We start from the raw sequence: 21,821 nt of genomic DNA on the forward strand, positions 1-21,821 counted from the left end.
GTCTGGAGTCTCCTCAGGCATGCTTGCAATCCGCCGTGTCCTTCCCGGTTGCTAACGTGCCGCTCAGGAGGCAGCCTCATGACCGATGAACTCGACCGCGAGATGCTCCACGCCGTCGCGGCCTACCTGAAGCGCGTCGCCGCGTCCGAGAGCGACGACCAGCACGCGGTGAAACGAACACCGCTGGGCGACGTCATCTCCGAGCATGTGGGTGCGGATGCGTCGCAGATCGCGGTGGTCGCGGAGTCGATCGCCGATCATCGTCTCGTCGATGCAGACATCGCACTCCAGACGTTGGCCGGGGCGGAGGGGACGCTCATCGGCGTCGGTGGTGGTGAGCAGCGACTGCATCAGAGCTTCGCCGAGCTGATCGCCAACCCGTACGCGCGTTTTCAGACGGGTCCGGTCGACTACGCCGAGCGCGCGAGCGGACCGTCGAGCACGCGCCGGGTCGTGGCGATGGGCATCTGGCTCCTCGTGTTCGAGGGGACTCCCCTCGCGGTGCTGCAGCGCGCGGCGTCCCCCCGCTCCGGTCGCGACTCGGCGACCCTCGAGGTGCTGGCCGGCGACCACGACGTCACAGGCGCGTTCCTTGCACGGGTACGCGAAGTGATGATCGAAAAGAGCGTGCTGCGCGGCCAGGTGCTCTCCTTCCAGCCGACGCAGTTCGGCCACGAGGCAGGCGCCACGTTCCTGCCGCGGCCGTCGGTGGCGGCCGATGACATCGTCCTGGCCGACGGTGTGCTCGACGAGGTCGTGCGTCACGTCGTCGGCATCGGCGAGCACCGGGACGAGTTACTCCGGACGGGGCAGCATCTCAAGCGCGGCGTCCTGCTGTACGGCCCTCCGGGAACCGGCAAGACACTCACCATTCGGCATCTCGCAAGCCGCGCGACGGAAGCGACCGTCGTGCTGCTGACCGGCGATAGCATCCGGTTCATCCCATATGCGACCGAGATCGCGCGCACATTCCAGCCCTCGATCGTCGTTCTCGAAGACATCGACCTCGTCGCGATGGAGCGACACATGTCTCCGCAGCCGCTGCTGTTCGAAGTGCTCGAAGCGCTCGACGGGCTTGCGGGCGACGCGGACGTCACGTTCGTGATGACGACGAACCGGGTCGAGGTCCTCGAGCCCGCTCTCGCGGAGAGACCGGGACGCGTCGACCTCGCGGTCGAGATCCCCCGTCCCGGTCGCCGTGAGCGCGAACAGTTGCTGCGCCGCTACGCCGGAGGTCTGCCCTTCTCGGATGCAGCGATCAGCTCGGCCGCTGCCGCCACCGATGGTGTCACGGGGTCCTTCGCGAGGGAGCTCATCCGCCGTGCTGTGCTCGCCGCCGCGATCGAAAGCCAGCCTGTGACGGATGAGCATCTCGCTCGCGCGCTCGACGGGCTTATGGACTCACGCCAGCACCTCACACGGCGGATGCTCGGTGCCGAGGCGGGCGGCTGAAGAGGCCGTCGATGGGCCGGCCACCGGTCAGCGCACCTCCGCCTCGAGTCGGGCGGTGGAACGCGAGCGACGTCAGCGCGCGAGCGCTCCGGGCGACCAGCCGTTCCGGTTGCCCGAGACCTGTCCGCTCTGCACGATCAGCCGCTCGACGAGCGGGATCTGCGCGGTGGGGATGCTCACCCGGCTGCGCAGCATCGCGATGCCGACGAGGGCGATGAACCCCGAGAGCATCTTGTCGATGACCGACGTGAGGATGTTGGCCGAGAAGGCCGCGGCGACGACGGGCAGGCCGAGTCCGGCGATCGACGAGGTGACGTTGTCGGAACCGTGGCCGGAGTACCCGCCGAACATGAGGACGCCCAGCGGAGCACCCACCAGCGAGCACGCCACCGCCACGAGCAGAGTGAGGTTGACGTAGCGGAAGAGGTCGGCTCCCATGCCGAACCGGCGGATGCCGTACCCCCACACGAGCGCTCCGGCGACGTTCACGAGCGCGAAGGGAGCCGCCCCCGGGGCGCCCACGACGAATCCGAACACGTTCGTGCTGAGCCCGACGACGACTCCCGCCCAGGGACCGAAGACCATCGCCGCGACCGCGGTGCCCGCCATGTCGAGGTAGATCGGCAAGTGGAGCAGCTGCACCGTCGACATGCCGATGAAGTTGACGATGAGGCAGCCGAACATGATCAGCGCCTGCGTTCGCCGGGAGACGAGCGGGGGCGGCGCTGTCAGCGAGGTCGGCGCGACCGGCGATTCGCTCGCGGGGCGGGGACGCCGCGGCGGCGAGACCCGGGGAGCCACATCATCGGGCCGGCGTGCCTGCTGATAACGACGGATCCAGCGGTCGGCCTCGTCTGAATCTGCGCCGAGCGCCAGCACGATGTCGCGCAGCAGCCCGATGTCGACCCGGGCCCGGCCCGGCCGGAACGCGTCGTACACCGTGGTACGCGGAGGCGTGGCGGCCGCCGGGTTGACGCCCCTCTCGACGCGCAGTTGTGCGATGCGACGGACGAGTTCGGCGTACGACACCGGCCCGGCGGCATCCTTCAGCGCGAGCAGATCCCGCGCGATCGCGTCGAGTGAATCGGGCTCGCCGAATCGCGTGTCATCGTCCTGCACGTGCGCTCCCCCGCCCTCGAGCGGATGCATGTCGCAAACCGCATACGCGCGGCGGATCCCCTCGCCCCGCGGCGATCACTCTATCGACACTGGCCGCCGGGGTGTTCGGGATTGTTCGCACACGCGCGTTGCGGGCCCGAACGGCCCGCGTCGTCGGGCGACCGATGCCAGCGTGAGAGGGACGGCTCGCCGACTGGGGCGCGGGTCGCGATTCGCTCTCGATGAGGATCCATGAAGAGAAGACATCCCTCCCTCGCCGCGGCCTCGGCCGCCCTGATCGCAGCGACGCTCGTCGTCGCCGGTATAGCGCTCCCGGCGCATGCCGACGAACCGGCCGGAGGCGTTGATCCGGCGGGGCCGACCGCGGCAGCCGAAGTCGAGGTGGCAGCTGCCGAGGTGGTGGCTGAGGCGCTGGTTGCGGACCCGGAAGCCGCGGAGCCGGTTGGGGAACCGGATGCCGCGGAGCGCGTCACCGCCGAAGCATCCGCACCCGCACCCGCATCCGCATCCGCACCCGCACCCGCACCCGCACCGGAGTCCGCTGAGCCCGCGGCAGCCAGTGCGGTGCCCGGCTACGTGAATGACGACGGGTCCGGCGCTGGCCACGATGACGACGACAGTGTCGCCGATCTGCCGCCGCAGACGGGAGTCACGATCAGCATCCGGGTCGATGGCGCAGAGATCGGCGTCGGCCCGATCGGCGAGCGCGGACCGATCGAGCGATACGAGCTCATCGTCCGTCCCATGGACGGCGGCGAGCCGATCACGCGCACCTCGACGACCCGGACCGTCTTCATCCTGACCGGGCTGAAGCCGGGCACGTACGAGATTGAGGCGAGCCTGCACAACAGTCACGGCTCGACGGGCGCCCGCGACATTCGGTTCGCGGTGCCGGAGGTTCCCGGCGAGCCGACGGTGACGATCCGTGACAGTAGCCCCACGGCGCTGCTCGGCGAGATCTGGGCGGCCCCGCTGCAGAACCCGTTCCCGGAGGGGGTCTGGCCGTTCTATCTGCCCACCACCTACACCGCGACCCTCACGGGCGGCGGCCGCACCGAAACGCGCGAGGTCGACGACGTGCAGGGTCTCGGACGCTTCGGGTTCACCGGCCTCGAGCCCTCGACGACATACACGCTGACGGTCGTCGCCCGGAACGCCGCGGGGCAGAGCGCGCCCGTCTCGGTGCAGGCATCCACGAGTCCCGTCACCGGACCGGCCGCGCCCGATCCCGACGCGCTGACCGGCGATAACCGCGGCGGGGTCGTCGTGAACGGCGCATCCGTCCCCGGCACCACGGTGACGGCGAACGTCGGACGCGAGCTGGCGGGTATGGCGGTCCACGGGTGGCTGTTCTCCGAGCCGCGATATCTGGGCGTGGCCACGGTCACGGCAGACGGCATCGCGACGTTCGCACTTCCCGCCGACATCCCCGCGGGCGCCCACCGCCTCGCACTCACCGCGGACGACGGCAGCACGCTCGGCTGGAGCCCTGTCGAGGTGCGCGCCGCTGAGGTGACCACTCCGCCCGCCACCGGTGGCCCGGGTGGGCCCGGCGCTGGGGCCGGAGCGGGTGCCGGGTCTGGCGCTGGGGTTGACGGGTCTGGGGCTGGGGTTGACGGGTCTGCGTCGGAGGGCCGAGACGGCGCGACCTCGGCTGCGGGTTCTGTCGCGTCGGCGGCGAAGACGCGCGCTCTGGCATCGACCGGCGGTGCGGCGCCGTGGGAGCTCGCTGTGTGGGCTGCGGCGCTTCTCGCGGCCGGCGGGCTGGTGATCGCGAGACGACGAGTCGTCGACTGACGCTCATCGAGAGAACGATGTGCGGGGCACCGACCATGGGGGGCGGTGCCCCGCACATGCTTTCACTGCGCCATTTCGCTTCGCCCGCATTTCGCCGCGTGCGCCGTCCGACAGAGGCCGCCGATTCCTCCACAATTCGACAACGAGAAACTTCTCCACACATATACGGATACTCGATGTCAATGTCCGACCCCTTGGGCAGAATGGGAACATGGCATCGAACGGCGACAGCTCATACGAACCGCAGGCCGGCTCGTCGGCGTCGCCATACGCCGGTGTCGTCGACCGGGTCTCCGAAGCAGACGAACTGCTTCACGCGGCCCACATCGCGATGACGCGCGCTCTCGCCGAGGCGGGGCGCAGCGCCCTCCGGCAGGCAGCGCGCTCGCGAACGCGGCCGCGCGGTATGGGCTCCGACATGGAGATGCGCTCGATCGCCGCCGAGGTCGCCGGAGTGCGACGCTCGCACGACCGCCGCGTGCAGAGCGAGATCGACCACGCACTGACCATCGTCGACGACTACCCCGCTGTGTTTGAGGCGTGGGAGCAGCAGCGCATCACGCGCGACCATGTCGATGCGGTCGTCCGGATGGGATGCGGCCTCGCCGACGACATCCGCGACGACTACGCGCTGCAGGCGATCTCGATCTGCGAGCGTGACATCGCGTCACGGGTGCGCGAGGCGCTCCGCAACCTGGCTGCCCGGATGGGATCCGAGTCCTTCGCCGAGCGGCACCGCACGGCAACGGCGAAGCGACGCGTCTGGGTGACCCACGGCACCGACGGCATGTCCGAGCTCGGCGCCACCCTGCCGACCGTCATCGCCGCAGGCATCCACGACCGCCTCACCGCCATGGCGCAGTCCGTCAAGGATGCGCGCGCCACCGACGGGTCTCCACCCGCGGATGCTGCGCCGGGAGTTGCCGTTGCGGGTGATGGTGCCGCGGGTGCGGAGTCTGCGGATGCGGATGCCGCGGCGCCCGACGAGCGCACGATGGATCAGCTGCGCGCCGACATCCTCGGCGACCTGCTGCTCGGCGGCGCTCCGGTCGTCGACCCCACCTCTGGCAGCGACGCCGCGGGGCCGCTGGGTGCGATCCGGGCGCAGGTACAGGTGACGCTGACCTCTGAGACGGTGACCGGCGCCGACGAGGCCCCCGCCGAACTGGTAGGCGCCGCGCTCATCGACGCCGACACCGCCCGCAAGCTCGCCGGCCGGGCGAGAATCTGGAACCGGCTCTTCGTCGATCCCATCACCCGCACACCGGTCGAGGTCGACACCTACCGACCCACCGCGGCGATGAGCAGACTGCTCAAGGCGAGAGATCAGCACTGCCGGTTCCCCGGATGCCGGAGGGCGGCGATCCGCTGCGAGCTCGACCACACCATCGACTACGCCCTCGGCGGGCACACCCACATCTTCAACCTCGCCCACCTGTGCCAACGACACCACTCCATGAAGCAATTCACGAAATGGGAAGTCAGACAGATCGGCGGCGGGGTTCTCGAATGGACCTCACCCCTCGGCCGGATCTACCGAGAAGACGTGCCGGTTCCGTCCGTGTGCTTCGTTCCCGATCCCGCCAGTCCGCCACCCGGGGCTGGCAGGGACGAGCCACCGCCCTTCTGACCCGGGCTCTTCACGAACTCGCCGGCGCCCCGGCGCGGCCGTCTATGCGATCCGGAGGCGCTCCGCTTCAGCGAGCACGACGGGATCCTCGCATCCGCGCGCGAAGCCGGCGATCCGACGGTCGATGTCGCGCTGCAGGATGACGCTGCCGATGCGCTCCGCGAGCGGCGCGAGCCACGCGGGGCGGCAGGCGAAGTTGTAGCGCCACACCGCCAACGAACGCGATGGGTCGCCCTCGACCGGACTGAACCGCCACCCGCCGCCCATACGCGCGAAGAACCACGAACCTTTCGTCATCTTCATCCCGACGTTCGACGGCGGGTTGTACGAGACGTATTCGCTCTCCATTGCCAGCCCGAAGCGCTGCACGGTGTACGTGCGGACGCCCTTCGCGGGCCGTTCCGCCCCGATCAGGTGCTGTCGCCGAATGAATGGATCCCACCGCTTGCGCACCGCGCCCTGCGTCTGCGACACCGCGAACGCGACGTCGGCGGGCACAGGCACGACGCAACGCGACTCGACGACCGGCACTCTCCCATCGTGGCACGGTCCGGCGCGCATACTGAAAGAGCAGCACCACCGTCCCGCCCCTGAATCAACGGAGAATCATGCGCAGCGTCCCCCTCGGTCGGAGCAACATCCAGGTCCCCAACGTCGTCGCGGGCATGATGAGGATCGAGGAGCTCTCCGACGACGACATCCGAGCCCTCTACGACCGCTGCCGCGAGGTCGGTGTCGACTTCTTCGACCACGCCGACCTCTATGGCTCCTCGCGCCACGCGTGCGAGCGGCGCTTCACCGAAGCGCTCAAGCTCACGGCATCCGAGCGCGACGAGATCACGTTGCAGACCAAGACCGGCATCGTCGCCGACGACTGGCACTTCGACCACTCGTACGAGCACATCGTGACCTCCGCCGAGGAGTCGCTCGAAGCGCTCGGCACCGACCGCATCGACGTGCTGCTGCTCCATCGTCCCGACGCTCTCGTCGAACCCGACGAAGTCGCCCGCGCGTTCGACCACCTCGAGTCATCGGGCAAGGTCCGCGCCTTCGGCGTCTCGAATCACACGCCCCGTCAGATCGACCTGTTGAAGACGGCGGTGACCCAGCCGCTCGTCGCGAACCAGGTGCAGCTGTCGATCACGCACTCGACGATCATCGCCCAAGGGCTCGCGTCGAACATGGCCGGCGAAGACGACTCGATCACCCGTGACGGCGGCGGACTCGTCGACTACTCGCGTGTCAACGGCATCACGCTCCAGGCGTGGTCGCCGTTCCAGAAGGGCTTCTTCGACGGCGTCATCTTCGGCGCCGAGGAGTACCCCGAGCTCAACGCCAAGCTCGACGAACTGGCCGCCAAGTACGGCGTTACCCCGACCGCCATCGCGACCGCATGGATCACCCGCCACCCTGCCGGGATGCAGGTCGTGCTCGGCACGACGAATCCTCAGCGCGTCGCGGATGCCGCCGAGGGCAGCGACATCCCCCTGACGCGGGGCGAGTGGTACGGACTCATCCAAGCCGCCGGGCACAAGGTGCCCTGAGCCCGGCGAGCCCTGCCTACTCGCAGCCGATGCCGTCGCCGTCGCGGTCGAGGTGCCGCCCGTAACCGGGGTCATCCGCTCGGACGGGGGCGGCACCTGCATTCCGGGCCGCCGTGCAGTTGTCGTAGTACACGGATGCCGGCGCCTGCGCGGCGGGCGCCTGAGCAACAGGCGCCTGAGCAACGGGTGCCTGCACCGTCCGGGCCGACAGCTGACCCTCGAGATCCGCGATCCGCGCGGCGCGGGCGTCGAGCTCGGTCTGCGACGCCGTCGCCGCAGTCTGCATCTCGGTCACCTGGTCGGTGGCGGTCTTGAGCGACGCAGTCGCCGCGGCGAGGTCCCCGAGCGCTCGGTCGAGATCCGCGCGGGCCTCGGTCAGCGCGGTGTCGTTCTCGACAGCGACGGTCTCGGCGTCGGCGACGTCCGTCTCAAGCGAGGTCACCTGATCCTTCAGCGACGTCACCTCGGACTGGGCTCCGGCGCCGCCGGCCCCGCCGCCGAGTAGCAGTCCGGCGACCAGCGCGGATGCCGACGTGATCAGCGCCGCCTTGCGCGACATCGGACGCGCGAGGAACGTCGGCTTGCTGTCGGTACGCAGGCTGGATTCGGACATGTACTTCTCCCCCATCGCCGCACCCCCGCGCAGCCCCGCCGTCATCATCGCGGGCCGAGCGTCACTGCACCACGGCCGCTCGCCCGAGCGTCGCAATGCGGATCGGCGGCGTCGCGTTCCGCTCCGGTCAGGTCCCGCAGAACGTCTGGTAGCCGGCCGCGAAGTCCGGACCTGCGGGCTGAGCGTACCGCTCCGCGCCCGGGCGCGCTGTGAACGGCGTCGACAGGACCGTCGTCAGCCAGCCGAGCGGCTCGAGGTCCCCGGAGGTCGCCGCGGCGAGCGCCTCCTCGACGAGGTGGTTCCGCGGCACGTAGATCGGATTCGCGGCATCCATCACCTCGGCGTCGGGATCGTGGGCCCGCCACCGGCCCAACCAGCCGGCCAGCGCCGCGTCCCCGCCGAGCGCCGCCTCGAGACCGGCGGCGTCGCCTCGCGCGGCATCCGCCAGCGACCGGAACGTCGAGGTGTAGTCCGCGCGCTTCCGCTCGAGCATCTCGTGGAAGTCGCCGGCGAGCGCCTCGACCTGCTCATCGGAGATTCGCGCTTCGGCGAGGCCGAGCTTGCGCCGCATGCCGGCGGCCCGTGCCTGGGCGAACCGGGGCCGGAACTCCGCCAGCACGCCCTGCGCCAGCTCGACCGCGCGTTCGAGCTCGTCGTCGAACAGCGGCAGCATCGCCTCGGCGAGCCGGGCGAGGTTCCACTCCGCGATGTAGGGCTGGTTGCCGTAGGCGTAGCGCCCGCCGGTGTCGATCGAGCTGTAGACGGTCGCCGGGTCGTACGCGTCGAGGAACGCGCACGGACCGTAGTCGATCGTCTCGCCCGAGAGGGTCATGTTGTCGGTGTTCATCACGCCGTGGATGAAGCCGACCAGCATCCATCGGGCCACGAGGTCGGCCTGTGCTCGAACGACCGCGCGGAACAGTCCCAGCGCGGCGATCTCCTCGCCCGCCGCCTCGGGGTGGTGCCGCGCGATCGCATAGTCGACGACGGAACGCAGCACCGCGATGTCGCCGGTCCCCCGCGCGAACTCGACGCTGCCCACGCGCAGATGACTCGATGCGGTCCGCACCAGCACGGCGCCCGGGAGCGCCGTCTCGCGCTGCACCTCGCGCCCGGTCGCGACGACGGCGAGCGAGCGGGTCGTCGGGATGCCGAGGGCGTGCATGGCCTCGCTCATGACGTACTCGCGCAGCATCGGGCCGACCGCGGCGAGCCCGTCACCCGCGCGCGCGAAGGGCGTCGGCCCGGAACCCTTGAGGTGCAGATCGCGGAACGAGCCGTCGGGTGCGGTCAGCTCGCCGAGCAGCAGCGCCCGGCCGTCACCCAGGCGGGGCGAGAACCCCCCGAACTGGTGACCGGCATACGCCTGCGCGACCGACTGCGCACCGTCGGGCAGCGCGGCGCCCACGAGGAGGTCGACCCCCGCGGGGCTGCGCAGGAACCCGGCATCCAGTCCGAGCTCGCCGGCGAGCCCCTCGTTGAGCACGAGCAGCCGCGGTTCCGGCGCCGGGTCGGCCGACCACGGCCGCGCGAGCGCGGGCAACGCGTCGGCGAAGTCGTGCGACAGCGTGAGCGTGACGGGATGCATGCACCGAGGCTACGCGCGCTGCGACGACCGAGGGCCGCGCTGCGACACCGTCGTTCACGGGAGCGGTTTACACATCCGTCATGCGTTCTTGATAGGAATGTGTGGCGGTCCGCTCGGGGCCGCAGAGAGCGAGCACCATGCGTCTGTCGGTCATCGGTTGCGGTTACCTCGGAGCGGTCCACGCCGCAGCGATGGCATCCATCGGGCACGAGGTCGTCGGGATCGACGTCGACGAGCGCAAGATCGCCTCCCTCTCGAACGGAGAGGCACCGTTCTTCGAGCCCGGTCTGCAAGAGATCCTGAGCGAGGGTCTCGCGTCGGGCCGGCTCCGCTTCTCGACCGACATGGCGGATGCCGCCGGCGCCGCCGTCCACTTCATCGGCGTCGGCACCCCGCAGCAGAAGGACGGCTACGCCGCCGACCTCACCTACGTCAACGCCGCCGTCGACGCGCTCATCCCGCACCTCGCCGAGGGCGACATCGTCGCGGGCAAGTCGACGGTCCCCGTCGGCACCGCCGCCACGCTCGCCGAGCGCGTGACCCCCACCGGTGCCACGCTCGTCTGGAACCCGGAGTTCCTGCGCGAGGGCTGGGCGGTGCAGGACACCGTCGACCCCGACCGTCTCGTCGCGGGGGTCCCCACCGGCGCCGAGGGCGAGCGCGCCGCCGACATCCTGCGCGAGGTGTACCACCCCTCGGTCGCCAAGAACACGCCGTTCATCGTCACCGACCTCGCCACCGCCGAGCTCGTCAAGGTCGCCGCCAACGCCTTCCTCGCGACGAAGATCAGCTTCATCAACGCCATGGCCGAGATCGCCGAGGTCACCGGCGCCGACGTCACGACGCTCGCCGACGCGATCGGGCACGACGCCCGTATCGGCCGCCGCTTCCTCGGAGCGGGCATCGGCTTCGGCGGCGGCTGCCTGCCGAAGGACATCCGCGCCTTCTCTGCCCGTGCCGAGGAGCTCGGCCGTGGCGAGTCCGTCGCGTTCCTCCGCGAGATCGACGCCATCAACATGCGCCGGCGCGATCGCGCCGTCGACCTCGTGGTCGACGCCTTCGGCGGATCGGTGTTCAAGAAGAACATCACCGTCCTCGGCGCCGCCTTCAAGCCGCACAGCGATGACACCCGCGACTCCCCTGCCCTCGACGTCGCCGTCCGGCTGCACGGCCTCGGGGCGTGGGTCACCGTGACCGACCCCGAAGCGATCGAGAACGCCCGCCGCGTCCACCCGCAGCTCAACTACGTCGAGGACCGCGACGAGGCGCTGCGCGCCGCCGACGCCGTCATCGTCGTCACCGAGTGGGATGAGTACCGCCGTCAGCTCGACCCGGCCCACGCCGCGACCCTCACCTCCGGCCGGCTCATCGTCGACGGCCGCAACTGCCTCGACGCCGCCGCCTGGCGTGCAGCCGGCTGGGACTACCGGGGTATGGGGCGCCCCTGATCCGACGTCGCACGGCCCGATGTTCCCGGGACGCCCAGCAGTCGCCACCCGTTGCGTCGCGGGTTCTCGACGCGGATGTCGGAGTCGCGCAGCTCCGTCGGCGAGGGCAGGTTCTCGATACGGAGCGCACGGCGAAACGCATCGATGCTGTGGAAGCCGGCCCGGCTGGCTACCTCGGCGACCGTGAGCGCGCGGTCGCGGTCGGCTCGCAGCAGCTGCACCGCGAGGTCCAGCCGGAGCCGCCGCAGCTCGCCCGAGGGCGATGTCGCGTGCGCCTGGAAGGCGCGCTGCAGGTGCCGCATCGACACCGCCAGGTGCGCCGCGATCGACTCGGGCGTGACGGACGGGTCGGCGCGGGTCGCCGCCATCATCGATGAGGCCTGCGAGAACAGCGACATCGGTATTCGTGAGCGCACCCATTCCCGGGCCGCGCGCTCGGCGAACAGGCTGTCGATCATGTGCTCCGCCGCGCAGGCGAGAGAATGCTGCGTCGCCGCGTCGACGCCCGCGTCGGTGTCGAGGAGCGACTCGAGGTAGCGTCGCGTGGGTTCGACGAGATGCGTGTCCGGGAGGACCCTCGCCGGTTCCTCCCGGGCTGACACGTTCACGACGAGGAGGGTGATCTCCTCCTCCCACCACGCCATGTGCGGCACGCGCGTCGACAGGAAGATCGCTTCGCCCGTCTCGAGCCGCCGCGCAGGCTCGGTGATCGGAGCCCGACTCATCAACGCGCCGCCGTCCGAGGGGAACACGACGAGCGCTGATTCCTCTCGCAGCGGCGAAAGCGTGACCGCCCCCGGGCCCAGCTGCACGCGACGCAGTTCGATGTGAGCCACGCGCACACCCTGGGTCGAGATGACGTCGAGTCGTCGCGGACCTCGTGACCAGCTATCGGATGCACCGTCCCCAGCGATGAGATCACGCACGGCTGCCCCCTCCCGTTCTCCTCATTGTCACCACCCCCGCGGTGCACTCCCCGGCGACCGGGCGACGCGTGTCGCACGACGTCACGCAATTGTCGCTGAGCGCCACCCCGCAGCTGCTCCATCGAGCGCACTCGCCCCCGGGGCGGGGAGTCGCGTCTGACGCCTGGCGACCGATCTGTGACGGATGCCGCCGGATTCCGTCATTCTCGTCACCGCTCCATCGCGTAAGCGCAACGCTTCGGGCAGACCCGATGCACGTTTACCAGGAGAACACCATGTCGCTGACCGACGGCCCTGCCGACAACGCTCCCGAAATCACCCCCGCGCCCGACGCCGGCGTGAACCGCCGGACGCTCATGAAGGGTGTCGCGTGGGCTGCCCCCGTCATCGCCCTCAGCGTCGCCGCGCCGCTCGCATCCGCCTCCGTCCAGAACGCGGGACTCGTGTGGACCGACGACGAGACGGGTCTGCTGAGCCTGCGGGTGCTCGACGGCGCCAGCGCCGTCCAAGCCGGTGCGCTCATCACCGTGCCCACCCAGTTCACGATCACGAACGGAGCCGGAGCCATCGACGACACCGCGACGATCACGATCGTCGTCGGTCGTCCTTCAGGGCTCAATCTGCCCGTCGGCCGCGCCCGTGGGTTCGGCGTCGCCACGCTGGGGGACACCGATGTCGCAGCGCAGAACGCGGTCAGCTACAACACACTCCTCGGGGCGCGCGTGGGCTTCCCGGTGACCACCCTCGTCACGACCCGTGCCGTGTCCGTGCCCTCGAACGGGACGCTGAGCATCCCCGTCGAGTTCGGCCTGTCCGGATCCAACTCCGGAATCGCGGTGAGCGCGCTTGCAACCTTCCCGGTCACGCTGACGGTGGCCTTCGCGAGCGGCCCCACGTACCAGGCTCAGACGTCGATCAGCGTTCCGCTGGGCGCCGGCATCCTGTGACCACGAGCACGCGGGCACGCCGCGGACACGATGGACACACGTCGTGGTGGCGTCGAGAGTACGGCGGTCTTCCCGGCTGGGGGCTGGCCGTCATGCTCACCGCCATCGCGAGCACCCTCCTGTTCTCCCTCGCGATCATCCTCGACTTGTAACCCGCCCGACACCCGATCAGGCCCGAACCGGGCGTACCGTTGCCGCCATGAAGCGATCACGGCGTTCCGATTACGGCAGCCAGTCCTGGTGGACCCGCGACTACGGCGGGCTTCCGGGCTGGGCCATCGTCGTCGTCGTGGTCGTCATCGTGGCTCTGGGAGTGTTCGTCACGACGCTTCTCCTGACGCCGCGGTGACGGCCGTGACCGCATGAGAGGGCGCGATGTCGCCCCAGCACTGCCTGGCGAGGCGATCGTGTCGCTCAGACGCTGATCGGCTCTCGGATCTGTCGCTGGGACGCTGATCGGAAGGCGCGGGCTGTCGGGATAATGAGCCCCACCACCGACCCGAGAGACACATGCCCCCACATCAGACAGCGCTGAACCTCGCTCTTCGCAGCGGCGTCGACCTCGGTCATGCATGGGTGCAGGAGCTCGCCGACGGCCTCGGTGTCCGCGTGCTCTTCCTCAAGGGGCCGACGCTGTCGCGACAGGGACTGCGCGCCGAACGCACGTCCTCCGACGTCGACGTCCTCGTCGATCCGGTCGCGTTCGACCGGCTGTGCGCCGAGATCGTCGCGCGCGGATGGCAGGAGCGCCCGGCACCGCTCATCGGACGGCTCACGAGCGTCCATTCGAGCACGTTCCTTCACCCCTACTGGCCGTGCGACCTCGACGTGCACCGTCACTACCCGGGCATGCTCGTCGACCCCGGTACCGCATTCGACGCCCTCTGGGCCGAGCACGAGACCAGCGTGTTTGCTCAGCGCTCCTGCACCGTGCCTTCGCGCCTGTCCAACATCGTCATTCTCGCGCTCCACTCCCTGCGCGGTACTCGACGGCAGGCGCGTCACGTCACCGAGCTCGAAGCTCTCGTGAAGGTCGTCCTGACACCCGCAGAACGGGCGCACCTGCCCGGCCTCGCATCGAGGACAGGAACGGCCGCGACACTGGCCGAGGTGTTCCGACGCATGGGCGTGGTCGTGCCCGTCGATCCCCGCGAGCGCGATTCGGCTGCGGCGCGGCGGTGGCGCGAGCGGGTCGCCTCGGGGTCGTTCGGGTCGTACTTCTGGTTCGCGGCTCTGCGTGACGCTCGGGGCCTGGACCGAGCCGTCATCGCGTCCCGCGCGATCTGGCCGAGCCGCTCCGATCTCCTCCTGAGCCGGCCCGAGACCGTCGACACGACAGTCGGGCGCACCGCAGCACGCCTGCGGCGCTGGGGCCGCGGAGTCCGCTCCGTGCCGCGAGCACTGGGGGCCATGACGCTGAACACTCGAAACACGAGCATCGAGCCGGGGGGACCACGGTGGAACTGAGAGATTATCTGCGGATCCTGCGGGCGCACTGGATCGCGCTGTCGTTGTGCCTGATCCTCGGCGTCGTCGTCGCGTTCGCCTGGACGCTGATCCAGCCCAAGGTCTACACCGCCGATGCGAGCGGCTATGTGACGCCGGTCAAAGCCGAGGGGCAGAACGACAGCAGCTCGGAGTACGTCAGCGACAACCTCGCGAAGTCGAAGGTCAAGTCCTACGTCGACGTCGGCACCTGGCGCGCCGTCGGCGAGCATGCTCGTGAAGAGCTCGGCCTGGATGTGAGCCCGGAGAGCCTCGTTCGCCGCGTCTCGGTCTCGAACCCGCTCGACACCGTCGTCATCAAGGTAGACGCAACGGGGCCGACCCCGGAGGCGGCGCGCGACCTCGCGGGGGCTTGGATCCGCGGCATGCAGATCGAGATCGAGAACATCGAGTCCGGCGGCACGGGTGTGAACCCGGGCATCACGCTCGTCACCGCCGACTCGGCGCGTCTTCCCACCACCCCCAGCTCCCCGAACGTCCGCCTCGCGCTGGCCATCGGTGGCCTCGTGGGCCTCGTCGTGGGCATCGGTTACGCTCTGCTGCGATTCACTCTGGATCGCCGCATCCGCTCCGCCGAGGGCGTCGAGCGGGAGACGCGGCTCAACGTCGTCGGTGCGATCCCGGACGAGAAGTCCTTCACCGCCGAGAACCGGCTGATCCCGTTCGACGGCGCGAACACATCGTCGAGCAGGAACGTCCACCTGTACGCGGTCTCCGAGGCGGTGCGCGAGCTGCGTACCAACATCCAGTTCATGGACGTCGACAACCCGCCCCGCATCCTGGTCGTCACCAGTCCCCTCCCCGGCGAGGGCAAGTCGACGACGGCCGCGAACCTCGCCATCACGCTCTCGGCGAGCGGGCAGCAGGTCGTCCTGATCGACGGCGACCTGCGCCGGCCGATGGTCGCGACGATCTTCCACCTCATCGGTGACGCCGGCCTGACCGACATCCTGGCGGGCCGTGCCACGTTCGACGACGTCGCGCAGCCGGTCGGCCGGTCGGGCTCGCTGCGGGTCGTGGCTGCCGGCAAGATCCCGCCGAATCCCAGCGAGATCCTGGGATCCCAGCGCATGCGCGACCTCATGGAGACCCTCAGTCGCGACGCCGTGGTCATCGTCGACGCACCGCCGCTGATCCCGGTGACGGATGCCGCGGTCCTCACCAACCGCACCGACGGGGCGATCATCGTCACCACCGTGGGCCGCACCACCTTCGACGCGTTGAAGAAGGCGCAGCAGAATCTCGAGCGCGCCGGCGGCCGTGCTCTCGGTGTCGTCCTGAACCGTGTGCCGCGCAAGGGCAGCGGCGCGGCGTACTACGGCTACCAGTACACCGGCGCCTACTACCGCACCGAGGATGCCGACACCGTGCCGGATCTGGCTCCGACGCCGGCGACCGCAGCGGTTTCACGTGTCGTCACGGTCGGCGGGCAGGTCCTGCCCGATGGGCGGCGAGCACGCCGCGCCCGGCGCTGAACCGTGACGGCCTCGCCCGACGCCGCCCCGGCACGCCGACGTTGGCGACGTGCAGCGAGCCATCCACTCGCACACCTCGCGGCGGCTGTGCTGGTGATCGCGCTCGTGCAGTCGTTCGCCGTCAAGGTGTACCAGGTGCCTTCCGCCTCGATGGAGCAGACCCTCATGCCGGGCGATCGCATCCTCGTCGACCGTCTCGGCATCGCCGGCCCTCCGAGCCGCGGCGACGTCGTCGTGTTCGAGCGCCCCGAGTCATGGCGCGACGCACCACGGGCAGAGAAGAGCCCGTGGCGCGCGGCCGCCGGGTGGTTCGGCGACGTCTTCGGCTTCGGCCCGAGCAACGGCGACGCACTGGTCAAGCGAATCGTCGCCGGCCCCGGTGAGACGGTCGCGTGCTGCGACGCCGTCGGCCGACTGACGATCGACGACGAGCCGCTCGACGAGCCCTACGTCACGCACGATCTTCCGTTCGAGTCCGGTGTGCTCGATTGCGACACCGCCCCCCGTTCGTCGCGCTGCTTCCCTCCCATCCACCTTGGTTCCGACGAGTACATTCTTCTGGGCGACAGCCGCGCGAACTCTGCCGACTCGCTCGCGGCGTGCCGAGGCGGTGCCAGCGCCGACACCGCCTCGTGCGCACGACCGGTGGATAGAGAACAGATCATCGGCGAAGCATTCTTCCGCTTCTGGCCGGTGACCCGATGGGGGATGCCGTAGGCGTCGGCCTCACGCGGGCGCCGCGGGCGCCGCGAGCGCGGGCAGAGCATGCAGTCCGCGACGGTCGGTGCGCGGGGCCCGGCGCTGCGCACGCACTCGGGTCGGCGAGGGCTCCCCTTGCAGCCGGAACGCTCGGCGAAGATCGTCGGCGCTCGTGAAGCCGGCGAATCGCGACACCTCCTCGACGGACAGCACGTCGTAGCGTTGTTCCGTCAGCAGCTGCACGGCGAGCTCGACGCGAAGGCGACGGATCTCCGTAGCGGGCGAGGTGCCCTGCTCGGAGAACGCCCGCTGCAGATGCCGGGGGGACACCGCGAGCTCGGCCGCGAGCGAGGGCACCGTCAGCTCGGAGTCGGCGCGCCGCGAGGCGATGAGGGCGAGGGCGCGGCGGTAGAGCGAGGGCTGCACCTTGACCGGCCCCGCTCCCACGCTCGCTCGCTCGAGGAACAGGCTGCCGACCATCTCCTCGCTCAACCGCGACAGGGCGTAGGTCGCCACACGTCCGGGCCGGGCCGCCCCGGACAGCAGGGAACGGAAGTAGGCGGTCGCGGGGGTGACCAGGGCCGAGTCGCCCGCGAACAGCGGTCCGTCGCTCTCGTCGAGAGGAGCGCCGAAGGCGGCGACCACGGCCTCGGGTGCCGACACCACGATGACCTCAGCCTCATCCGACCAGGCGAGCAGATAGTCGGAGCGCGAGCGCAGGAAGAGACCCCGGCCAGCGTCGGCACGATGGCGTCGGCGCGAATCGAGCGTCGGTGCGACACTCACGCTCCCGGCCGCGACGAGCATGCAATGCAGGACGGGGGACTCACTCGTCGGCACGACGCGCTCGGCGCCGCGTGCGAGCTCGTATCGCTTCAGCACGACCGACTCGAGGGCGAGAGTGTCGGCTGGGCGGCCCGCGAAGGGTTCGCCCGGCCGACGCGACGAGGGGGGCGGCGTTCCCGGCGCACTCGGGTAGCGCTCGTAGCTCACGCTGCACCTCCCCCCTCGATCGCCTCACAGCGTAGGAGCGACCGATCGGCCCTCCCGCACTGGATCCGCGGGCGCGGACTACGCATTCGGGGCACAGCCCGCACCCGCGGACGCTACGGTCATGACTACTTAGAGAATCCCCGCACCCACCGGGACGGTGACGCTCGAGGTGGCTGTGCGGGTCAGGCCGTTGCCGAAATCGACGACGATCGTGACCGGGAAAGTCGCGAGAGCCGAGATGGAGACACCGGTCGAGTTGCCCGCGAGACCGAGCACGAACGGCACTGTCTGCGTTCCGTTGGAGGGAATGTTCACGGGGAGAGTCGTCGTGAAGGTCGTCAGCGGGAAGCCGTACTGGCCGACGATCGCGGCGCTCTGGTACACCGCCGTCCGCTGCCCGGCTGTCGACGGCACGCCGTTGAGGCTGTAGACGCCGAACCCGCGCGCGCGTCCGACGGGCAGGTTGATACCGGAGGGACGTCCGACGGTGACCGTCACCGTCGCGGTCTGGTTGATCGCACCCGCGCCGTTGGTGATGGTGAACTCCGTCGGCACCGTCGTCAGCGCGGTCGCGGTCAGCGTGCCCCCGCCGTCCAACAGGTTCAGCGAGAGCAGGCCCGTCTGGGTGTTCGTCACCGCCAGGCCGGAGTTGTTGACGGATGCCGCAGCCAGGGGTGCTGCGACCGCAACGGCCATCACCGGGACGGCCCACGCGGCGCCCTTGATGATCGTGCGACGGTCGATGCCGTCGGACTCGCGGCGGGCGGGGGTGACGTCGGTCACGGGATCTCCTCAGGTCGGAATGAGAGGTTTTCCCGTACTTTTTCGCCGCCCACGAACGTCGTCGATGGCTGCGCCGGCATCCGTCGCTCAGGTCACGATCGGTGTCGCGAAGTGTCGGAGTCGGACGCCGCGCGGGTGTGCCGGAGCCCCGTCAGGGCAGATACGGCTCGGCGAGCCCGCGCTCGGCGAGCGACCGCAGGAACGCGCGTACGTCGCGATCGATCTCGGTGCCGTCGACGTCGCCGCGTTCCGCGATCACCCGCACCAGCGACTCCGCCGTCGCACCGCGCGCGGTCGTCAGTGCCGACCAGATGATCGCTGCCGTGTCGCGCAATGCGACCGGCTCGGGAGATCCACCGCGCGCGAGCGACAGCGCGACGAATCCGTCGTCGCTCGACGTCCAGGCGGCATCCGCCCGGGTCCGCCAGGACGGCTCGCGCACCACGACGTCCGCGGCACCGAGCGCGTCCAGCGCGGCGCCCACGACAGCCTCGGCGTCGCCTCTCGGCGGCGCCCCGTGGGCCGCGACCACCGCCTCGGCGAGTGCTCGGGCCGAACGTCCGTCGGCCGCCCGCCAGAGGGCCGGGCCGATGCCGTCGATGATGTGGAGCGTCGCTCCGCCCGCGGGCTCCGGCTGCAACAGGGCGAGCCGCTCACCCGCACCGTCCGTCGGCGAGCCGAGCGCGATCGCGTCGAGATGGGCACCGCGCCACCAGGTCGTCCCTGTTGCCGGGTCCAGGTCGGTCTCGACCTCCGCCGTGAGCGGCTTCGCGTCCGCGACGGGCAGCGTCGCCACGACGTCGCCCCGCCGGAACAGAGGCGCCAGGGCCGCGGCGAGGGTCTCGGCCTCACTGTAGGTCACGCGATGCACCCCGCCGATGGCGGCGACGTGCGCAGCGATCCGATGAAGCGGCGCAGGCAGGTCCGCGAGATAGCTGGTCTGCTCGACGAGCTCGGGAAGCACGTCGCCCAGCGCACACGATTCCAGCACCGGAACCTCGGGCCCGCCCGGTACCCGGTGGAGCAGGACGATCGCGCTCAAGCGCAACGGTCGTGCCGCCAGGGGGCGCAGCCCGAGCTCGGATGCCGAACGCTGGGCCTTTTCCCCTGCCGGATCCTCGATGATCGACAGCGGCTTGCGGTAGGGCAGCACCGTCCCGTCGTCCGTGATCCCGACCGTTTCGTCGGTCACGTAGCCGTAGTGGGCGGCGAGCGCGCGCGTCGCGGTCGTCTTGCCCCGCCCCGACGGCCCGACGACCGCCACGACGTTTCCCTCGTCGTCGGCCAGACCACCGGCGTGCAGCATCCATAGCTCACCACGCCTCGCCTCGATCGCGGCCAGCGTCACGGCCTGCGACAGCGCGGCGAGCTCGCGCCGCAGCTCGCCGCGCGTCAGCGCAACGCTGCGGTGAGCCGCCGGCAGGGGATCGTCCGGAGTCGCCTCGGCGTCGCGCCATGCCCGGACGATCGCCTCGATGTCGCCGTCCGCGCGGTCATCGGCGTCGATCCGCACCGCGCATCCGAGCGCGGAGACGAGAGGAAGCGGCGACACCCTCGTAGCCTATGGTCGATCACACCGTCACCGCATCGGATTCCGGACGCGCGCGATGCGCGGACACGACGGACACCCCGACAAGAAGAAGAGCAGTCGCCAGGAATGCGAACGCGATCACGGCGGTGATGTTGCCGTTCAGCGTGACCGCGGACCAGGTCGCGAGATCGACGGGGGCGAGCTCGAACGGTGTGTGGTCCAGCACGACATCGACGACCGGCCCGGCTGACACGGCCAATGCCGCGCCGATGACGCAGGCGCTCGCTCCTCGGAGCAGTCCGCGCAACGGCAGATACCGGAGCACCCCGACGACGAGCAAGGCGATGGCCGCGCCGAATCCCACCAGCGGAAGCACGATGCCGCCGAACGCATCGGCGTCGCCGGCCGCCCACAGGACCACCGCGAGGAACGCCGTCACTGCCGCAGCATCCGCGAGCACCGCGATCACGGCGGCGTGTCGACGCAACCCCGGCGACCCGAACGATCGCAGCGCGAGCGGGCCCCAGATCACGACGACCGCGAACAGGATCGCAGCGCCGGTGACGCCGAGGAACCCCGCCGAGGTCAGCGCCTCGATCGAGGCGAGCAGCAGGCCGAGCGAGCCGAGCGCCGCCGCGAGAGTCGTCCAGCCGCGCCGCCCGGTCACGAGCAGGGGCAGCGTGGTGAGCGAGAAGGCCAGGGCGACCGCCGGCGCGACGATCCAGAACCACGACAGCGTGTGCTCGACCGCGAGGTTCGTCACGAAGGTCGCGACCAGCGCGACGGCGTACGCACCGATCGTCGTCCAGAGCACGGCTGCCCGCCACCGGCGATGCACGCGGGCCTGGTGCGCGTCGAGACGTCCGCGGTCGTCTGCGCTCGCGCTGACGAGCTCGCCCTCGGTCACTCCCAGCGCTCGTGCCAGCGGGCCGAGCGTCGCGAGGTCGGGGTACGACAGCCCGCGCTCCCACTTCGACACCGCCGACTCGGTCACGAAGACGCGCGCGGCGAGCTCCTTCTGCGTGAGCCCGGCCGCCCGCCGGGCGCCGGCGAGGAAGCGCCCCACGTCGCCTTTGTGTGTTCCGACCTCGGGCGATCCGGCTTCATGCGTTTCATTCACGTCGCTCAGTGCACCATCACCGGGCTCGACGCACCAAGCCGACACGGCCCCGACACGGCCCGGGCGCGGCTCGACCATCTGGACAGCCCGGAATCACGCGGATCGCGCGCCTCAGGGCAGGCGCACCGAGTCGGTCTTCGGGTGCTCGCGCGGCATCCGGTCTCGGTCGTACGTGATGGCGGAGTAGCCGTGCGGGATCGGCTGCCCCTCCTCGTCGACGCTCACGAACACGAGCCGCTCGATCGAGAGGATCCGCTTGCGCGTGATCATGTTGCGCACGACGGCCCGCATCGTCAGCGAGGTGCGCCCGAAGTGCGTCGCCGTCAGTCCCATCTCGATGAGGTCGCCCTGCAGCGCCGACGACTCGAAGTTGATCTCCGAGATCAGCTTGGTCACCACTCGATAGTTGCCGAGCTGGATGATCGCGTAGATCGCCGCTTCTTCGTCGATCCAGCGGAGAAGGCTTCCACCGAAGAGCGTGCCGTTGGCGTTGAGGTCTTCCGGTCGCACCCACTTGCGCGTGTGGAAGTTGATGCCGCCCTCTGACCAGGGCCATTCGGAACTCGTCTGATCGCTCACGTTCATCCAGCCTAGCTCGCCATGATCGCACGGTCCGGGCGTCGCGTCGACCGGTTCCCCGCGCGCGACGG

At 70.3% G+C, this 21,821-nt stretch carries 21 protein-coding genes; 11 read left to right on the forward strand and 10 right to left on the reverse strand.

Features of this window, described 5'->3' with window-relative positions; all coding sequences use genetic code 11:
* Positions 1-78 precede the first annotated feature (78 nt).
* Entirely contained in the window at positions 79-1,452 is a 1,374-nt protein-coding gene (locus CBF90_RS14440) for an ATP-binding protein (RefSeq protein WP_088380927.1), read from the forward strand.
* Between the two features lie 72 nt (positions 1,453-1,524).
* Here the strand turns inward: CBF90_RS14440 and CBF90_RS14445 are convergent, their stop codons facing one another.
* Positions 1,525-2,601 carry an ECF transporter S component gene (locus CBF90_RS14445; RefSeq protein WP_088380928.1) on the reverse strand — a complete coding sequence of 359 codons (1,077 nt, stop codon included), beginning with the start codon at positions 2,599-2,601 and terminating at the stop codon, positions 1,525-1,527.
* Between the two features lie 201 nt (positions 2,602-2,802).
* Here CBF90_RS14445 and CBF90_RS14455 point away from each other — a divergent pair, with 201 nt between their 5' ends.
* Both CBF90_RS14455 and CBF90_RS14460 read left to right on the forward strand, forming a co-directional pair.
* Complete coding sequence (locus CBF90_RS14455; protein ID WP_141097177.1) at positions 2,803-4,368, forward strand: fibronectin type III domain-containing protein; 1,566 nt, start codon at positions 2,803-2,805, stop codon at positions 4,366-4,368.
* Between the two features lie 211 nt (positions 4,369-4,579).
* Positions 4,580-5,998, forward strand: coding sequence for an HNH endonuclease signature motif containing protein (locus CBF90_RS14460; RefSeq protein WP_242435686.1), 1,419 nt, complete (start codon positions 4,580-4,582; stop codon positions 5,996-5,998).
* A 42-nt stretch (positions 5,999-6,040) separates the two neighbouring features.
* On the opposite strand, the gene CBF90_RS14465 is transcribed toward CBF90_RS14460, so the two are convergent.
* Positions 6,041-6,529: an SRPBCC family protein gene (locus tag CBF90_RS14465; protein WP_023954159.1), complete on the reverse strand. Its 489-nt coding sequence runs from the start codon at positions 6,527-6,529 to the stop codon at positions 6,041-6,043.
* Positions 6,530-6,606: 77 nt separating this feature from the next.
* Here CBF90_RS14465 and CBF90_RS14470 point away from each other — a divergent pair, with 77 nt between their 5' ends.
* On the forward strand, positions 6,607-7,542 hold the full coding sequence (locus CBF90_RS14470; RefSeq protein WP_088380931.1) for an aldo/keto reductase family oxidoreductase: 936 nt from the start codon (positions 6,607-6,609) through the stop codon (positions 7,540-7,542).
* Between the two features lie 16 nt (positions 7,543-7,558).
* Here CBF90_RS14470 and CBF90_RS18820 read toward each other — a convergent pair whose 3' ends face one another.
* Positions 7,559-8,155 carry an excalibur calcium-binding domain-containing protein gene (locus CBF90_RS18820; protein WP_242435687.1) on the reverse strand — a complete coding sequence of 199 codons (597 nt, stop codon included), beginning with the start codon at positions 8,153-8,155 and terminating at the stop codon, positions 7,559-7,561.
* Between the two features lie 127 nt (positions 8,156-8,282).
* Positions 8,283-9,743 carry a YdiU family protein gene (locus CBF90_RS14480; RefSeq protein ID WP_088380932.1) on the reverse strand — a complete coding sequence of 487 codons (1,461 nt, stop codon included), beginning with the start codon at positions 9,741-9,743 and terminating at the stop codon, positions 8,283-8,285.
* Between the two features lie 137 nt (positions 9,744-9,880).
* On the opposite strand from CBF90_RS14480, the gene CBF90_RS14485 reads away from it, so the two are divergent.
* Positions 9,881-11,191 (forward strand): UDP-glucose/GDP-mannose dehydrogenase family protein, encoded by a 1,311-nt coding sequence (locus CBF90_RS14485; protein WP_023954155.1) that lies wholly within the window; start codon positions 9,881-9,883, stop codon positions 11,189-11,191.
* Here the strand turns inward: CBF90_RS14485 and CBF90_RS14490 are convergent.
* Entirely contained in the window at positions 11,167-12,027 is an 861-nt protein-coding gene (locus CBF90_RS14490) for a helix-turn-helix transcriptional regulator (RefSeq protein WP_137750743.1), read from the reverse strand. The genes CBF90_RS14485 and CBF90_RS14490 overlap by 25 nt on opposite strands.
* Before the next feature lie 365 nt (positions 12,028-12,392).
* On the opposite strand from CBF90_RS14490, the gene CBF90_RS14495 reads away from it, so the two are divergent.
* The 6 genes from CBF90_RS14495 to lepB all read left to right on the forward strand — a co-directional run bounded on the left by CBF90_RS14495 (position 12,393) and on the right by lepB (position 16,762).
* Complete coding sequence (locus CBF90_RS14495) at positions 12,393-13,064, forward strand: hypothetical protein (RefSeq protein ID WP_088380934.1); 672 nt, start codon at positions 12,393-12,395, stop codon at positions 13,062-13,064.
* Positions 13,061-13,216 (forward strand): hypothetical protein, encoded by a 156-nt coding sequence (locus CBF90_RS18460; protein WP_157096448.1) that lies wholly within the window; start codon positions 13,061-13,063, stop codon positions 13,214-13,216. The genes CBF90_RS14495 and CBF90_RS18460 overlap by 4 nt, the downstream gene beginning before the upstream one ends.
* Before the next feature lie 47 nt (positions 13,217-13,263).
* Positions 13,264-13,413 (forward strand): hypothetical protein, encoded by a 150-nt coding sequence (locus tag CBF90_RS18465; RefSeq protein WP_023954151.1) that lies wholly within the window; start codon positions 13,264-13,266, stop codon positions 13,411-13,413.
* Positions 13,414-13,574: 161 nt separating this feature from the next.
* Positions 13,575-14,531 (forward strand): nucleotidyltransferase family protein, encoded by a 957-nt coding sequence (locus CBF90_RS14500; protein ID WP_088380935.1) that lies wholly within the window; start codon positions 13,575-13,577, stop codon positions 14,529-14,531.
* Positions 14,522-16,045, forward strand: coding sequence for a polysaccharide biosynthesis tyrosine autokinase (locus tag CBF90_RS14505; RefSeq protein ID WP_088380936.1), 1,524 nt, complete (start codon positions 14,522-14,524; stop codon positions 16,043-16,045). The genes CBF90_RS14500 and CBF90_RS14505 overlap by 10 nt, the downstream gene beginning before the upstream one ends.
* 87 nt (positions 16,046-16,132) lie before the next feature.
* Positions 16,133-16,762 carry a signal peptidase I gene (lepB, locus tag CBF90_RS14510; protein ID WP_277921439.1) on the forward strand — a complete coding sequence of 210 codons (630 nt, stop codon included), beginning with the start codon at positions 16,133-16,135 and terminating at the stop codon, positions 16,760-16,762.
* Between the two features lie 9 nt (positions 16,763-16,771).
* Here lepB and CBF90_RS14515 read toward each other — a convergent pair whose 3' ends face one another.
* The 5 genes from CBF90_RS14515 to CBF90_RS14535 all read right to left on the reverse strand — a co-directional run bounded on the left by CBF90_RS14515 (position 16,772) and on the right by CBF90_RS14535 (position 21,756).
* Positions 16,772-17,737, reverse strand: a complete 966-nt coding sequence (locus CBF90_RS14515; protein WP_088380938.1) for a helix-turn-helix domain-containing protein — start codon at positions 17,735-17,737, stop codon at positions 16,772-16,774.
* A 129-nt stretch (positions 17,738-17,866) separates the two neighbouring features.
* Entirely contained in the window at positions 17,867-18,520 is a 654-nt protein-coding gene (locus tag CBF90_RS14520; protein ID WP_023954141.1) for a hypothetical protein, read from the reverse strand.
* Positions 18,521-18,671: 151 nt separating this feature from the next.
* Positions 18,672-20,072 (reverse strand): PqqD family peptide modification chaperone, encoded by a 1,401-nt coding sequence (locus CBF90_RS14525; RefSeq protein ID WP_088380939.1) that lies wholly within the window; start codon positions 20,070-20,072, stop codon positions 18,672-18,674.
* A 19-nt stretch (positions 20,073-20,091) separates the two neighbouring features.
* On the reverse strand, positions 20,092-21,117 hold the full coding sequence (locus CBF90_RS14530; RefSeq protein WP_206780508.1) for a helix-turn-helix domain-containing protein: 1,026 nt from the start codon (positions 21,115-21,117) through the stop codon (positions 20,092-20,094).
* A gap of 165 nt (positions 21,118-21,282) precedes the next feature.
* Positions 21,283-21,756, reverse strand: a complete 474-nt coding sequence (locus tag CBF90_RS14535; protein WP_023954135.1) for an acyl-CoA thioesterase — start codon at positions 21,754-21,756, stop codon at positions 21,283-21,285.
* Positions 21,757-21,821: the final 65 nt, after the last annotated feature.

The organism is Microbacterium sp. AISO3 (genome assembly GCF_002204305.1).
GTDB classification, from domain to species: domain Bacteria; phylum Actinomycetota; class Actinomycetes; order Actinomycetales; family Microbacteriaceae; genus Microbacterium; species Microbacterium arborescens.